Below are 13276 nucleotides of genomic sequence, written 5' to 3'. Positions count from 1 at the left end.
GCGGCCCCCGCCGCCCTGTCGGGACCTGGGCCCTCAGCGGCGGCGTGCGCAGGTCCAGGCCCCCATGCCCTGCATCCTGGCGAGTCTCTTCGCCGTGGCGATCTGCTCCGCCTTCGTGGCGAGGTCGGCGCGTGGTGCGTATCTGCGGCCCCCTGCCGCGTTCCAACTCGACTGGGTGAACTGCAAGCCGCCGTAATGGCCGTTGCCGGTGTTCGTCCGCCAGTTCCCGCCGGACTCACAGCGGGCGATGGCGTCCCAGTCGGCGTTCGGTTTGGAGTGGACCGCAGCGGCATGAGCCCCGGAGACATCCAGGAAAGCCGCAGTCAACACGACTGCGGAGGCCAGTAGTTGGCCCATCATGCTCCGGCTTCGGAGGTTCTTCCGGTTGCGCGACATCAGTCCTCCTTCGCTGTTGGGGCGGACCTGCCACGAACAGCGGGCGGGCCCGCATACGACCGTCCTCGGGTCGTGGCCACAGCACAGCACAGGCCGGCACGCTTCCAGCGGTACTTGCGGTCGGCGAAAGAATGACGCCACCCGAACGGACGCTCCGGGCTCCCCGGTGAGGCCACCCCGGCGCAGAAACGTTCCTGCTTCCGAGGGGTGGCCGCGGGACCCGGCGGCGGGCGGCCCTCAGCCGTGCGCGACGCTACTTCGGTACGTCGATGTGGAGGCGGACCGTCGTGCCCTGCTCGGGGGTGGAGCGGATCTCCACGAGGTCGCACAACTGCTGCGCGAGCCAGAGGCCCCGGCCGCCGATCTGTTCCGGTTCGGGACGGGTGCGGCCGACCATCACATCGGGGATGTAGCCGGAGTCGCGGAACTCGCAGAGGAAGGTCGAGTCCTGGGCCCAGGTGCGCAGGGTTCCGTTGCCCCCGCCGTGGCGGATGCTGTTCGTCGCGATCTCCGTGACGGCGACGGCCAGCTTCGGCAGCCGGTCCGGCGGGACGCCCGCGTCGGACGCGCACTGGGACACCTTCGAGCGGATCGCGGCCAGGTCGCCGTGCGCGTAGCTGAGCTCCTGGAACGGATCGCACGGGTCGGCCAGGACCTCGAAGGGGTAGTCCTCGCCGGTGAGGAAGCCGTCGTTGCGCACGTACCGCCCGTCCCGGCGGATCAGCGGGTGACAGCGGGACAGGGACCGCAGGGCTTCCTCGTCCTCGTCCGCCGCGTCGTAGGGGCACAGCATCGACCAGGTGGAGCTGCGCGCGAAGGCCCGGTTCAGGAGCCACTCGTGGTGGCGCAGCTCCGAGAGGTGGGCGGCGTTGCGCGCCTGGCGCCAGGCGGTCTCGCCGATGCCCCGCACCGGCCGGTCGCCCTCGCCCCGCTCCCTCATCCACGCCGTCCAGGCGGCGACGAGCCGGCCGGGGTTCGGTCCGGCCGTCGTGGTGTCGACGAAGGTGACGGCGGGCTCGTCGGCGAGTTCGCCGCGCAGGAGTGACGCCTTGTCCGTGGGGACGGCGACGACCACCGCCTCACCGCCCTCCAGCGCCTCGTGGATGAAGCCCAGGGTCCCGGACAGGAACTCCGCGTCCCCGCGATAGGGGTACAGCTCGTGGTGGAACGGGTCGCCGTCGCGGTCGGACGGCTTCGAGGGACGAATGGTGCTCATGCGGCCATCACCACCGGCACTCCGGGGGCCGCGTAGCCCGCGAGTTCCCAGCACAGGCGCACGGTCTCATTGGCGCCCTCCACCAGAATACGGCGGTCCGGAAGGTGGCGGGCGGCGTCGACAAGTGCGTGCATCCCGGCGGCGTCGATCATTTCGAGCGTGTCGAAGCGAAGCCTGATCTTCGGCGTGTTCCGTACAGCGGCCCGCACCGCGGCGTTGAACGTTGCCGCGCAGTCTGAATCGATCACTCCGTCCACGCTCCACCCGTCGGCGCCTGTGCTGAACATCCGGAAGGTCGGACGCTGTGCGCGCGTGCCCATCTCGTGCGGATGCACGCACGCGATCCGCTCCAACGCGGCCGCGTCCCACAGCGAGGGTCTGAAGGCGCAGACGACGATGGCGCCGCTCTCCGCGGCGAACTCGTCGAGCCGCAGTTCCTGCGCCAGCAGGTCCTCGGCCCCGTCGGGCGCCGACGCGGGCACGCGCTCGGTGAGGACGCGTACCGAACGGAATCCCTGGCTCGTGGCGGTACGGACCTCCCGACGGACCGCGGCGAGGATCGACTCGGAATCCGCCGCCCTGGGGAAATCGAGGATCACCGCGGCGGACGGCAGGGGCTTCGCGGAACGCGGGAAGCCGGTGGGGCCGATGACCAGGACCTTGTCGCCGTACAGGGCTCCGTCGGCCACGTAGGCCCGCGCGTCCGAGAGCAACGTCGCGGAGGGCCGCATGAGCCGGCAGACATGGTCACCGAGCTCGACCTCGTCCAGCGTCGCCAATGTCCGCGCCGCGCGCACCTCGCCCCCTTCTGGTCTTCCGACCCGTCCCACCGACCTGAGTACCCCACATTACCGGGCGTCCGTGACGACGAACGGTGACCGACCGACTGCGGGACGGCTTACACCCCGCCGCTCGACCGCTCCCGACCGCTCCCCGCGCACCGGGCGCCGACCGGGACGTGCGCGCGTGGCGTTGCTCCGGGTGAGGACCGAGGGGCGTGGGTGCGCCGGCAGGTGCCGGTGCGGGGCAGCGCGACGACGTCGCGAATGCCGAATCGATTCATCTGACACCTACGTCAACACTGCGTGAAATATGCGGGGTTGAAGCGAGATCCGGTTGCGAGCCCCGGGGGTGCGCGGATCACGGAACCGACACCACGGGACACCGTGCGCCGGGAAGGAAGTGGTTGCCGTGCGTAGTTTTGAAGCTGCACATTGTGATCACCTCCTCGGTCTCGTCACGTCGGGAGTGATCTCTCGACCCGCCCCGTCACCACCTCGATGAGGGAGTGTCATGCCCCGGTCAACGGCGCGCGATGTACTGGCGGTGGCCGCCCAGCCCGTCCTGCTGCTCGCCGCCGTCGGTGTCTTCGCCCTCACCGAGTGGCGCGGAGGGGAACCGGGCATGGCCACCTTCCTCTTCCAGTTCCCGGTACTCGGCCTTCTCGTCGCACTGGAGTTCCTGATCCCCTACGCCCCCTCGTGGCGACCGGACCGGCGGGAGTGGGGGTACTACGCCGTGTACTACGTCCTCACCGCCATCGGGGGCGCGCTCGGGCAGAACCTGGTGCTCCTCGCCGTCGGCGCGGTGGCGACCTCGCACCCGCCGCTTCCCCTGTGGGCCGAGATCCCGCCGGCCCAGACGGCCCTGGAACGGGTGACGGCCCGACTGCCGGGCCTGCGGCCGGCCGTGCCGCAGGAGGAACTGCGCTGGCGCTCCAAGGAGTTCTTCAGCGGTCTGCGGTTCCTGCCCGTCACCTGGTAGGGACTGCGTCGCGCGTCGCGGCGTGGGATCACGGGCGGCTCGTCGCCGTCGGCGCCGCGTTCAGAGTCGGACGACGACGAGGGCGGTGTCGTCGGTGGAGCCCCCGGGCGGGAGGAGGTCCAGGAGGATGGCGTCGGCGAGGCCCTCGGGGTCGCTGCCCCGGTGACGGGTGAGGGCCCGGGTGAGGCGGGCGAGGCCGACGTCGATGTCCTCACGGCGACGCTCCACGAGTCCGTCGGTGTAGAGGACCAGGGTGTCACCCTCGCCGAAGCCGGTGACGGCCTGGGGACGTGGCACGTGTTCCGGGCGGGCACCGAGCGGGGGGTCGGTGGCCTGGTCGAGGAACTCGACGTCGCCGCGGAGGTGGAGCAGGGCGGGCGGGGGGTGCCCGGCGCTGCTGTAGGCGAGGGTGTGGGTCTCCCAGTCGACGTACGTCTCGACGGCGGTGGTGTTCTCGGCGCCCTGGACGGAGCGGGCGTACAGCCCGAGGACCTCCAGGGCCCGGGCGGGCCCGTCGGCGACGAGAGAGGCGGCACTGAGGGCGCTGCGGAGCAGTCCCATGACGCCGGCGGCGTGCAGGCCGTGGCCGACGACGTCACCGACGGCCACCGCGATGCGGTCGCCGGGCAGGTCGACGAGGTCGTACCAGTCGCCGCACACGTTGAGGGCGCCGACGGCCGGCCGGTAGCGGACGGCGGCGCGGTGGTGGCCGACGTCGCCGGGGGCGGGCAGCATCGCCTCCTGGAGGACGAGGGCGACCTCGCGTTCGCGACTGTGGGCCTGGCGCAGGCGATCGTTGACCTCCTGCAGTTCGCGGGCGCGGGTGTACAGCTCGGCTTCCAGGACCCGGGCGCGACTTCCGTCGGGGGCGCCGCGCGCCACGATGAGCTCGGTGACCTCCGCCACCCGGTGCACGATCAGGACGACCCGGCCGTCGGAGTCGAGGACCGGGGCGTTGACCGGGCTCCAGTACCGTTCCTGCCACTCGCCGGGCCGCTCCGAGGACTCGACGTCGTAGCGTTGCAGGGCCATGGTGTCGCGCTCACCGGTGGCGAGGACCCGCCGGAGCGAGGCGTGCAGGTTGTGGGCGCCGCTGGCGCCGACCTGGTTCGGGTTGTCGGGGAACACGTCGAACAGGTAGCCGCCGATCACCTGCTCGCGGGTGCGACCGGCGGTGCGCAGGAACTCCTCGTTCGCGTCCAGGAACACCAGGTCGGGGCTCAGCAACGCCACCATGCCGGGCAGCGTCTGGAACACCGCCGCGTAGTCGATCTCCGGATCCGTCATGCCCAGCCCGCCTCAGCGCCGGCCCACCCCCGGTGATCCCCACGATAGGGCCCGGCCGATGTTCGCGCCGCCCCGCGCTCGCGGGTGTCCCGTCGATCAACCGGACCCATGGCCCGATACTGGACCCATGACGCGGAAAAGCGGCACGTCACACGGTCCGCCCACGCTGACCGTCAAGGGCCGGGACCTGCGGTTGCGCACCCTCGGCCTGCTCCTCCTGGTCGCCCTCGTGATCTGGTTCATCGCGGCCGATACCGGATCCGTGACCGTCAGGATGTGGATCCCCACGGTCACGATCCCCCTCTGGGCCGTACTCACGGTGACGCTGCTCGCGGGCATCGTGCTGGGCCTGCTCATCGCCCGCCGCCGGGCCAGACGCTGAAGCGCGCGTCCCCGACCGGAGCGCCCCGGCGCGGGAGCGCGGCGACGGCTTTCGACTGACGGCCCGCGTGTGAAGGGCCGGGGCTCACGACCTAGAAGGCCGAGTGGGCGAACCAGTGGGCGGGCAGGTCCGCCTCGCCGAGCAGGTGGAACGCCGCGCTTCGATGGTCCAGACGCCCGTAGAGGGCCAGCAGGAGGTCGGCGGCCGATCCCCGGACCGTGGCGTCCGCCGCGCGGGGCTCGGCGTCGTCGGCCACCAGGGCGAAGCCGTCGGGGCGCAGCCGGACCGTCCAGGCCTCGTCGCCGTCCGTGCAGCTGAGACGAAGGGTCCGGTCGGCGGCGCGCAGTCGGGCCGTCAGCGGTGCGAAGGGGAAGGCGAACGGGAGGTTGGTGAGGAACTCGTCGATGCCGTCGACGGCCAGGGCGCGGTCGACGTGCGGGGTGAGACCGAGTGCGAGTTCGGCGTCGACCCGGTGGACGAGGGTCTCGAAGAGCATCCGCCGGACCCAGAAGCGGGCGTGCTGGTCGACTCCCCAGGCCCACATCGGTGCGTCCGGGTCGGTGGCGGCGAACACCTCGGCGGCCTCCGCCGCGCTCGCGGCCAGCCAGTCCGGGAGGGCGTCGGGGTGCTCGGGCAGGCGCAGGTCCACCTCACGGTTGGTCGGCGGCTGCTGAATGCGCCGGCGGAGCAGCTCGGTGAACCAGCGGTGCACGCTTCCGACGTGCCGCGTGAGGTCCTCGAGTGTCCAGTCGGGGCAGGTCGGTACCGGGGTGGAGAGGTCGGCCGCCGTGATCGTGGTGACGAGTGCGGCGGTCTCGGTGGCGACGGCCGCCTCGTGCTGGGCCGGGTTCATGCCGTGCGCCTTCCCTCGGGTGATGCTGCCCCGACAGTGAGGATACTTGAGAGGATTGATAGTTCATGGTGTGAAGCATATTGAACCTAATGCGCGGACGTCGAGGGTGTCAACTTCCGGTGAATGCCCCACGCCCGTGCGGGGCGGATCCACCGCGCCGCCACACCCGTGACCCCCGGGGCGCCCGCGGAGTGGGACACGGTCACGGGCGCACACCTGTCGCTCGCCCCGGTGGCGGCGAAGTACCGTGTGCACGTGGCTTCAAATGGCCGAAGACGGGGGTCGTGGCGATGACGAGCGGGGTTCGGGCGCAGCAGCGGGAGCAGACGCGACTCACTCTGCTGCGGGAGAGTCGGCGCCTCTTCTCCACCTTGGGGTACGCCTCCGTGGGCCTGTCGGAGATCGTCCGGGCCGCCGGGGTGACCAAGGGCGCGCTGTACCACCACTTCGACAGCAAGGCCGACTTGTTCCGGGCCGCGTTGGAGCAGGTGCAGCAGGAGGTCGCCGCGCACATCGCGGCGACGGCGGACGCCCAGGAGGATGCCTGGGACCAACTGGCGCACGGCTGCCAGGCGTTCATCAGCGCCTCCACCGATCCCGCGCTCCAGCGCATCATGCTGGTCGACGGGCCGGCCGTGCTCGGCTGGCGGGAATGGAGGGCCATGAACGAGGCCACCTCGGGCCGTCACCTCACCGAGGCGCTCACCCTGCTCATCCACGAGGGCACGATCCCCGCGCAGCCGGTCGCGCCACTCATGCACCTGCTCTCGGGGGCCATGAACGAGGCGGTGCTGTGGCTGGCCGCGTCGGAGGAATCCGCCGATCTCACGGACACGCGGCAGGCGTTGGCACGGATGCTGGAGGCGCTCCGCGCGAGGTGACCCCGGGTGCGCACCGGGCGCCCGGCCGTGCGGGCCCGGTCCGGGCCGGCGCGCCGGGCGTCGACGGAGCGGCGCGCCCCGGACTCCGCCCCGATGCCGCGCCTATCGGGCGCGCCTCGCGCAGTTCAGGCAACCGCCCTGCCCGCCGCGGATGTTGTCGAGGGTCGGTGCGCCGATGTGGCCGCACCGCAGACACCGGCACTTCCACGGGTCGCGCACCCGGCCGGCGAAGGGTTCCAGCGGCTGCATGCCGATCGCGCGCATGTCCGCCTCGGCGACCGTCGGATCCACCGGTGCGCGTCCGGCGCAGACCAGACAGCCGCTGCCCGCCCGTATCCCGAACAGCCGCGGGTGGACGACCCGCCCGCAGGCCAGGTGGCGGCTGCGCCATCGTGCTCCGGCGCCCGGATAGGGGTCGAGGGGCTCGAACCCGGCACCGCGCATGTCCGCCTCGGCTCGTTCCCGACCGGCGGCCAGTCTTCGCTCGTCGGCGGCGGCCCGGCCGCACCGGCGACAACCGGAGGTACGGCCGGAGCGCACCGAGCCGAGGGTGGACGCGACCGTGTGCGCGCTCTTCAGACAGCGGCAGTTCCAGGCCGTGTGCGACCCGGGGTAGGGCTCCAGCGGTTCGAGTCCGGCGGCACGCATGATCGCGGCCGCCACGGCGGGATCGATTCTTCCGGGCACGACTCGGCTTCCCCCTTCGACGAGCGGCCCCCTCGGCCGGCGACCGGTCAGTTCGGTGCGACGACGTCGATCCAGACCCCGTTGGGATCCCTGACGACGAGATGTCCGCCGTCCGGGGACCGCCGCGCCCCGAGGGCGGCCAGTCGCTCCCACTCCCCCGCCCGGTCGTCGACCTCCAGGGTGATCCGCACCGCACGCACCGGCGTGCGGAACTCCTCGGGCAGTGCGGGATGACCGTGGTCGACGAGGGCGATTTCGTGGTGCCGCCCGGGCCGGCCGAGGCCGGCGTACCACTCGGTCGGGTGGGTGGCGGTGAAGCCGAACAGCCTGCTGTAGAACGCGCGGGATTCCACTGGCCGTGAGGTGCAGATCACCGGACAGAAGCTGATCAGCATGGGGGCCATCTCCACTCACGTACCAACGGTATGCGAACTGAACCTAATGACATACCGTTGGAATGTCAACGCGACCCCGCTACTCCAACGAGGCGGTACGGCCCGGGACATGCCCGTACGCCGACCAGTTCAGCTCGCACGGCCCGGTGGGTGTCCGCACCCCCGCGGGAACGGCCACGGCTGCGGCATGCGTGCCGTCCTGGGGGCCGCAGGACAGATTGACGACGGTCCAGTCCGGGAGCCGCCCCGCGCTCGCGTCCCCGAGGTAGTCGCGGTGCAGTCCCCGACCGAGCCCGGTACCCAGCGCCTTCAGGTACGCCTCCTTGCGCGTCCACAACCGGCAGAAACGCAGGGGACGTTGTTTCCCGGGGGTGCGGAGCAGCTCGTCCCGCTCCCGCGGATGCAGCCGCGCCAGGCACAGCTCGACCGTCCGGTGGCCGGGCAGTCGTTCGGCGTCGACCCCGACGGGCGCGTCGGCGAGGGCGACGAGCGTGATGCCCGCGCAGTGGGAGAGGGAGAAGTGCAGGGTGTCCGGACCGCCGAGGAGGACCGGCCGGCCGTGCTGCCCGCCGCAGTGCGCGCACCGGTCCCGGCCGAACCGTATGTCGCGGGGGTGGATCCCGAGCCGGTCGCCCAACACCAGCCGCAGTCCGGCGTGCGCCGCGAGGTACATCGACCGGTCGCGCCGGTGGGTGAAGGAGTCCGCCCTGGCCCGTTCCCCCGCGTCCAGCAGGGAGAACGAGAACCCTTCCGGCCAGGGGGGCTCCCGACGCACCGCCCAGATCCGGACCTCGCGCAACGGGCTTTGTGTCGATGCCATGTCCGCCTGCCTTCGATGCGGCGGACGTGACGCCCGGGCCCGTGCCTCGTTATGAGGAAATGACCGTATGCCCGCCTCTGAACGGTGTTGTGATGACGTCTTCGGCCCTGACCGGCTTCTATCCCGTGCTCTGTACCGAGCGGCTCGATGAGTCCGTGGCGTTCTACTGCACCCTGTTCGGGTTCGAGACGACCTACACGAGCGACTGGTACGTCAGCCTGCGGCAGCCGGCGCCTGCGCACCACGAACTCGCCTTGGTCGCCGCGGGGCACGAGACCGTGCCGGAGGCCTTCCGTCGGCCGGCGGGGGGCCTGCTCCTCAACTTCGAGGTGGCCGATGTGGACGCCGAGTACGAGCGACTCGTCACGGGCGCCGGTCTGAAGCCGGAACTGTCGCTGCGGGACGAGGCGTTCGGCCAGCGGCACTTCATCGTGGCGGCCCCCGACGGTGTGTTGATCGACGTCATCACACCCATCGCACCCGCGGCCGCCTATGCCGCCTGCTACGAGGACGGGTCCGTCCCCGGGGCGTGAGCGGTGTGGCCCCGCGTCCGCGACACGGGGCCATACCCCACCGCCGTCCGCCCGCGCCGACCGGCACGGGCGGGGCGCGCTATCCCTCCACGGCGGCGGCGTTCAACGCGCCGTCGGTCGAGCCGTCGGAGTCGGCGGGGTCCCCGTCCCCGTCCCTGCCCGTGGCCGGAAGCTTGATGACCGCGGCCACCAGGACGGCCGAGGCGAGCGCCACGAACACCCCGATACCGCCGATGATGTTCATGCCGTCGGTGAAGGCCGCTCGGGCCGAGTCGAGCAGGGCCGTCGCCCCTTCCGAGGACAGGGGCTGCGCCGCCTCGACCGCCCCGGCGAGCGTGTCACCGGCGCTCTCCGGCACCCCCGCGGGGACATCCACCCCGCTGCGGTACACGGCGGCGCCGAGGCTGCCCAGCAGGGCCACGCCGAGCGCCATGCCGAGTTCGGTGCTGGTCTCCGAGATGGCCGCGGCCGATCCGGCCTGCTCGGGCTGGGCCGATCCGACGACGATGTCCGTGCCCAGGGCGATGAGCGGGCCGCCGCCGGCGTAGACGAAGGCGAAGCCCGTCACCACCTGGGCGACGCCCGACGAGCTGTCGGCCAGGCTCAGCATCAGGTGCCCGATGGCCGACACCGCCAGTCCGGCGGCGACGACGTACGCGGGACGGAACCTGCTCGCCGCCATCGGGGACACGACGGCCGTCACGATCAGCGCGAAGGCCGCGGGCAGCAGGTACAGGCCGGCCTTCATCGGGGACAGTCCGCCGACGAGCTGGAGGTACTGCGTCACCGTCAGGTACGTGCCGCCCGCCACGAGCATGCTGAGCAGCAGAGTGATCAGCGCCGTGCGGAAGGTGCGGTTCCCGAACAGCCCGAGGTCCAGCAGCGGGCTCGTCAGGGTGCGCTGTCGCCGGACGAACAGGACACCGACGACCAGGCCCACGACGAGCGCCAGGACCGGGATCGGGCCGACGCCGTCGTTGGCGATCTCCTTGAGTCCGTAGATGATCGGAAGGATGGCGGCGAGCGACAGTGCCACGCTCGTCAGGTCGAGCCGCCCCGCCTCCTCGTCCCGGTACTCCGGCAGCAGGATCGGTCCGGCCACCAGCAACAGCCCCATGATGGGCACGCCGAGCAGGAAGACCGAACCCCACCAGAAGTACTCCAGCATGGCGCCGCCGACCACCGGGCCGAGCGCGATGCCCACGGAGAACATGGTGACCCAGACGGCGATGGCGACGCCGCGCTGCCGGCCGTCGCGGAACATGTTGATGATCAGGGCGAGGGTCGAGGGCATCAGCGTGGCTCCGGCGATGCCCATCGCCGCCCGCGCCGCGATCAGCATGGCCGGGTTGTCGGCGAACACGGCGGCCAGGGAAGCGACGCCGAACGCGGCGGCACCGATCAGGAGCAGCCTCCGGCGGCCGATGCGGTCACCCAGGGTTCCCATGGTCACCAGGAATCCGGCGATCAGGAACCCGTAGATGTCGATGATCCACAGCATCTGGGCGGCGGAGGGGTTCAGGCCCTCGCTGATGTGCGGGACGGCCAGGTGCAGCACGCTCACATCGATGGACAGCAGCAGGGTCGGCAGCGCCAGTACGGCCAGGCCCAACCACTCGCGGGGTCCTGCCTGTTCGGTGGTGTCGGCGGTGGTACTCATTCGGTTCCTTTCGGGGGTGGTGCTGATCGGTGCCCGACGCGGTCATCGGGCGAGGGGGTGGGGGAGGAGCGGATCCGACCGGGGGTCGTCGGGGCGGGGCACCAGACGGGCGGCGATCGCCGCCGCGTTGGCGGGTGTGTAGAGGTAGAAGTGGCCGCCGGTGAAGCTCAGCCGGTCGAAGCCGCCGGAGGTCTCCAGCGCCCACAGGTGCATCCGGTCGTCGATGACGACCGGGTCGTCCACGGCACCGAGTGCCAGGATGGGGACGCCGGTGCCGGACAGCGGCCGGCGGTAGGTCTCCATGGCCTCCAGGTCGGCCCGGATCGCGCGGAGCGACGGCCGCATCAGGTCGGTGCGGTCCATCAGTCCCGGGGACATCCCGCCGATGTCCGTCAGGTGCTCCAGCAGCTCCGTGTCGCCGCGGAGGTGGGCGAACGGGGGCTCGCCGGGGAAGCACGGCGGCTGGCGTGCCGACACGGCCAGCAGGGTGGGAGGCAGTCCCTTCTGCTCCATGAAGCGGGTGAGTTCGTATCCGAGCACACTGCCGAAGCTGTGCCCGATGACCGCGTACGGCAGTGGCTCCAGCTCCGCGAGGCCTTGGCCGAGGGCGTCGACCAGCGGCTTGACGCGGGTCAGCGGCGGCTCGTTGATGCGCGCGCCGCGACCGGGCAGTTGGGCGACGACGCACTCCACGTCCTCGGGCAGCACCTGCCACCAGGACCGGAAGGCGGACGGCCACCCGCCGGCGTGCGGGAGCGCCACGATCCGGAACCGCGGTCGCGCCCGGGTCCCCGGGCCCGGGCCGGCGCCGGCCACCCGACGCGCGCCGTTGCCCACCGTCATCCACCAGCCGCTCATCCCGGCCCCCCGTCCACCGGCGAGGGCCGCCCGGAGGCGCCGGACCGGCCTGCCGCGGACGCCGTGCCGGCCAACAGCGGGTGGTGGGCCTCCAGGTGGGTGATCACCCGTTCCTGGTGCCGTTGGAGGCGCTGGCCGGGGAGGTGTTCGAGGGAGTGCAGGAACGGGTCCTGGGGCGCCGGCAGGCCGGCGATCGCACTGGCCGTGCCCAGCACCAGCATCGGCTGGTACCAGGCCGAGTAGCCGCCCTCGTGGGCGAAGACGATCCTGCCGCCGGACAGTTCGTCCGCGAGCCGGCACATCGCCGCCGTCATGGCGTGGAAGGTGCGGCTGGTGCACAGCATCCGACCCATCGGGTCGTGGCCGCTCGCGTCGACGCCCGCCGCGACCAGGATCAGATCGGGGCCGAAGGCGCGGGCCGCCGGTGCCACGATCCGTTCCGTCACGGCGAGGTAGGCGCCGTGGCCCGAGCCGGCGGGCAGCGGCACGTTGAGCGTGGTGCCCGCGCCCTCGCCGGCGCCGGTCTCCAGCACGAGACCGGACGCCGCCGGGAAGAGCCCCTCCTGGTGCACCGACACGTACAGCACGTCGGGGTCCTCGTAGAAGGTCCGTTGGATGCCGTTGCCGTGGTGGACGTCCCAGTCCAGGATCAGCACGCGGCGCGCACCGTGCCCCTGCGCGGCGCGGGCGGCCACCGCCAGGTTGTTGTACAGGCACAGCGCCATGGCCCGGTCCGGCTCGGCGTGGTGGCCGGGCGGCCGCACCAGGCAGTACGCCCGGTCGAACCGGCCCTCCATGACGCCGGTGGCCGCCTGTACGCAGGCCCCGACGGCGAGCCGCGCGGCGTGCGCACTGTGGTAGTTGACGTGGGCGTACACGCCGGCGTCGCCCGCGCCGGCCGCCGAGGCCGCCTCTACCCGCTCGATGTGTTCGGGTACGTGCACGAGCAGCAGGTCCTCGTCGGAGGCGGGCGTCGGGGTGAGGCCGGTGAACCGGTCCATCACCCCGGACGCCTTGACCAGTCCCTCGGCACGCCGGAGGTCGGGGTCGACCGCGAACTGGCGCAGCGGCTCGACGCCCGGCCCGACCGGCACGTACCCCGACCCGGGACCGGGGTCGTGCCAGAAACAGATCTCGTGGCTGTACCACGCGAGGCGGGAGGTGTTCACCAGCCGGACACGCCCAGCGAGGCCCGGCTGATCCCGGCGACCTTCTCGATGTACTGGAAGTAGTACTCGCGCTCCTCGTCGGGCGTGCGCTTGGTGCGCATCGTCGTCTCCAGCAGGCCGAGCACCTCCCCCGCTTCGGTGGAGGTCAGCCGCCGGTCGCCGACCTCCTTCTCGAACGCGCGGATCCGCGCGGTGGGCTCCACCACGCCCGACGCGAACTCCGTCTGGTCGGTGCCGTGGTTGCGGGTCGAGGCGATGGTCTTCAGAACGGCCCCGAAGAACGCCGTGGTGTCGACATCGGTCATGTTCGATTCCCCCTTGGTTGCCGTGCGGCCATCGGCGCACGGTGGTGTCCCGTCGGTCCTGTGGAGCGCT

At 72.0% G+C, this 13276-nt stretch carries 16 protein-coding genes; 4 read left to right on the top strand and 12 right to left on the bottom strand.

Annotated elements, in window-relative coordinates:
• Window positions 1–33 precede the first annotated feature (33 nt).
• From OTB19_RS15865 to OTB19_RS15855, 3 genes are all read right to left on the bottom strand, one after another.
• Window positions 34–396: a transglycosylase family protein gene (locus OTB19_RS15865; protein WP_324289631.1), complete on the bottom strand. Its 363-nt coding sequence runs from the start codon at window positions 394–396 to the stop codon at window positions 34–36.
• A 253-nt stretch (window positions 397–649) separates the two neighbouring features.
• Entirely contained in the window at window positions 650–1612 is a 963-nt protein-coding gene (locus OTB19_RS15860) for a sensor histidine kinase (RefSeq protein WP_267798848.1), read from the bottom strand.
• Window positions 1609–2409 carry an MEDS domain-containing protein gene (locus tag OTB19_RS15855; RefSeq protein WP_267798847.1) on the bottom strand — a complete coding sequence of 267 codons (801 nt, stop codon included), beginning with the start codon at window positions 2407–2409 and terminating at the stop codon, window positions 1609–1611. Before OTB19_RS15855 ends, OTB19_RS15860 begins: the two co-directional genes overlap by 4 nt.
• Before the next feature lie 496 nt (window positions 2410–2905).
• Between OTB19_RS15855 and OTB19_RS15850 the strand changes: the two genes are divergently transcribed.
• A complete protein-coding gene (locus OTB19_RS15850; protein WP_267798846.1) occupies window positions 2906–3376 on the top strand; it encodes a hypothetical protein in 471 nt (156 codons plus the stop codon).
• A gap of 60 nt (window positions 3377–3436) precedes the next feature.
• Here the strand turns inward: OTB19_RS15850 and OTB19_RS15845 are convergent, their stop codons facing one another.
• Window positions 3437–4663 (bottom strand): PP2C family protein-serine/threonine phosphatase, encoded by a 1227-nt coding sequence (locus tag OTB19_RS15845; RefSeq protein WP_267798845.1) that lies wholly within the window; start codon window positions 4661–4663, stop codon window positions 3437–3439.
• Window positions 4664–4790: 127 nt separating this feature from the next.
• On the opposite strand from OTB19_RS15845, the gene OTB19_RS15840 reads away from it, so the two are divergent.
• Window positions 4791–5045 carry a LapA family protein gene (locus OTB19_RS15840; RefSeq protein ID WP_267798844.1) on the top strand — a complete coding sequence of 85 codons (255 nt, stop codon included), beginning with the start codon at window positions 4791–4793 and terminating at the stop codon, window positions 5043–5045.
• Between the two features lie 91 nt (window positions 5046–5136).
• Here OTB19_RS15840 and OTB19_RS15835 read toward each other — a convergent pair whose 3' ends face one another.
• Window positions 5137–5898: a maleylpyruvate isomerase family mycothiol-dependent enzyme gene (locus tag OTB19_RS15835; RefSeq protein ID WP_267798843.1), complete on the bottom strand. Its 762-nt coding sequence runs from the start codon at window positions 5896–5898 to the stop codon at window positions 5137–5139.
• 290 nt (window positions 5899–6188) lie between these two features.
• On the opposite strand from OTB19_RS15835, the gene OTB19_RS15830 reads away from it, so the two are divergent.
• A complete protein-coding gene (locus OTB19_RS15830) occupies window positions 6189–6779 on the top strand; it encodes a TetR/AcrR family transcriptional regulator (RefSeq protein ID WP_267798884.1) in 591 nt (196 codons plus the stop codon).
• Between the two features lie 102 nt (window positions 6780–6881).
• On the opposite strand, the gene OTB19_RS15825 is transcribed toward OTB19_RS15830, so the two are convergent.
• The 3 genes from OTB19_RS15825 to OTB19_RS15815 form a co-directional block, all read right to left on the bottom strand.
• Complete coding sequence (locus tag OTB19_RS15825) at window positions 6882–7466, bottom strand: hypothetical protein (RefSeq protein ID WP_267798841.1); 585 nt, start codon at window positions 7464–7466, stop codon at window positions 6882–6884.
• A gap of 47 nt (window positions 7467–7513) precedes the next feature.
• On the bottom strand, window positions 7514–7861 hold the full coding sequence (locus OTB19_RS15820; protein ID WP_267798840.1) for a VOC family protein: 348 nt from the start codon (window positions 7859–7861) through the stop codon (window positions 7514–7516).
• A 79-nt stretch (window positions 7862–7940) separates the two neighbouring features.
• Window positions 7941–8681 carry a 4'-phosphopantetheinyl transferase family protein gene (locus tag OTB19_RS15815; protein ID WP_267798839.1) on the bottom strand — a complete coding sequence of 247 codons (741 nt, stop codon included), beginning with the start codon at window positions 8679–8681 and terminating at the stop codon, window positions 7941–7943.
• Window positions 8682–8773: 92 nt separating this feature from the next.
• On the opposite strand from OTB19_RS15815, the gene OTB19_RS15810 reads away from it, so the two are divergent.
• Window positions 8774–9214, top strand: coding sequence for a VOC family protein (locus OTB19_RS15810; RefSeq protein WP_267798838.1), 441 nt, complete (start codon window positions 8774–8776; stop codon window positions 9212–9214).
• A 79-nt stretch (window positions 9215–9293) separates the two neighbouring features.
• Here OTB19_RS15810 and OTB19_RS15805 read toward each other — a convergent pair whose 3' ends face one another.
• From OTB19_RS15805 to OTB19_RS15790, 4 genes are read right to left on the bottom strand one after another with little or no spacing between them, the layout of a single operon-like run.
• A complete protein-coding gene (locus OTB19_RS15805) occupies window positions 9294–10874 on the bottom strand; it encodes an MFS transporter (RefSeq protein WP_267798837.1) in 1581 nt (526 codons plus the stop codon).
• Window positions 10875–10916: 42 nt separating this feature from the next.
• The gene (locus OTB19_RS15800; protein ID WP_267798836.1) at window positions 10917–11732 is read right to left on the bottom strand and encodes a thioesterase II family protein; all 816 of its coding nucleotides are present in this window, start codon (window positions 11730–11732) and stop codon (window positions 10917–10919) included.
• Entirely contained in the window at window positions 11729–12901 is a 1173-nt protein-coding gene (locus tag OTB19_RS15795; protein ID WP_267798835.1) for a class II histone deacetylase, read from the bottom strand. The genes OTB19_RS15800 and OTB19_RS15795 overlap by 4 nt, the downstream gene beginning before the upstream one ends.
• Window positions 12898–13206, bottom strand: a complete 309-nt coding sequence (locus OTB19_RS15790; RefSeq protein WP_267798834.1) for a hypothetical protein — start codon at window positions 13204–13206, stop codon at window positions 12898–12900. Before OTB19_RS15790 ends, OTB19_RS15795 begins: the two co-directional genes overlap by 4 nt.
• Window positions 13207–13276 lie beyond the last annotated feature (70 nt).

Source organism: Streptomyces sp. H27-H5 (assembly GCF_026627505.1).
GTDB lineage: Bacteria > Actinomycetota > Actinomycetes > Streptomycetales > Streptomycetaceae > Streptomyces.
The sequence above is the reverse complement of the archived record's forward strand: the minus strand, read 5'-3'. Positions and strand labels throughout refer to the sequence as shown.

Excerpts from the sequence above, each read along its gene's own strand:
- OTB19_RS15865 (WP_324289631.1), bottom strand. The coding sequence starts at position 396 with ATGTCGCGCAACCGGAAGAACCTCCGAAGCCGGAGCATGATGGGCCAA.
- OTB19_RS15860 (WP_267798848.1), bottom strand. The coding sequence starts at position 1,612 with ATGAGCACCATTCGTCCCTCGAAGCCGTCCGACCGCGACGGCGACCCG.
- OTB19_RS15850 (WP_267798846.1), top strand. The coding sequence starts at position 2,906 with ATGCCCCGGTCAACGGCGCGCGATGTACTGGCGGTGGCCGCCCAGCCC.
- OTB19_RS15845 (WP_267798845.1), bottom strand. The coding sequence starts at position 4,663 with ATGACGGATCCGGAGATCGACTACGCGGCGGTGTTCCAGACGCTGCCC.
- OTB19_RS15840 (WP_267798844.1), top strand. The coding sequence starts at position 4,791 with ATGACGCGGAAAAGCGGCACGTCACACGGTCCGCCCACGCTGACCGTC.
- OTB19_RS15835 (WP_267798843.1), bottom strand. The coding sequence starts at position 5,898 with ATGAACCCGGCCCAGCACGAGGCGGCCGTCGCCACCGAGACCGCCGCA.
- OTB19_RS15830 (WP_267798884.1), top strand. The coding sequence starts at position 6,189 with ATGACGAGCGGGGTTCGGGCGCAGCAGCGGGAGCAGACGCGACTCACT.
- OTB19_RS15820 (WP_267798840.1), bottom strand. The coding sequence starts at position 7,861 with ATGCTGATCAGCTTCTGTCCGGTGATCTGCACCTCACGGCCAGTGGAA.
- OTB19_RS15815 (WP_267798839.1), bottom strand. The coding sequence starts at position 8,681 with ATGGCATCGACACAAAGCCCGTTGCGCGAGGTCCGGATCTGGGCGGTG.
- OTB19_RS15810 (WP_267798838.1), top strand. The coding sequence starts at position 8,774 with ATGACGTCTTCGGCCCTGACCGGCTTCTATCCCGTGCTCTGTACCGAG.
- OTB19_RS15805 (WP_267798837.1), bottom strand. The coding sequence starts at position 10,874 with ATGAGTACCACCGCCGACACCACCGAACAGGCAGGACCCCGCGAGTGG.
- OTB19_RS15800 (WP_267798836.1), bottom strand. The coding sequence starts at position 11,732 with ATGAGCGGCTGGTGGATGACGGTGGGCAACGGCGCGCGTCGGGTGGCC.
- OTB19_RS15790 (WP_267798834.1), bottom strand. The coding sequence starts at position 13,206 with ATGACCGATGTCGACACCACGGCGTTCTTCGGGGCCGTTCTGAAGACC.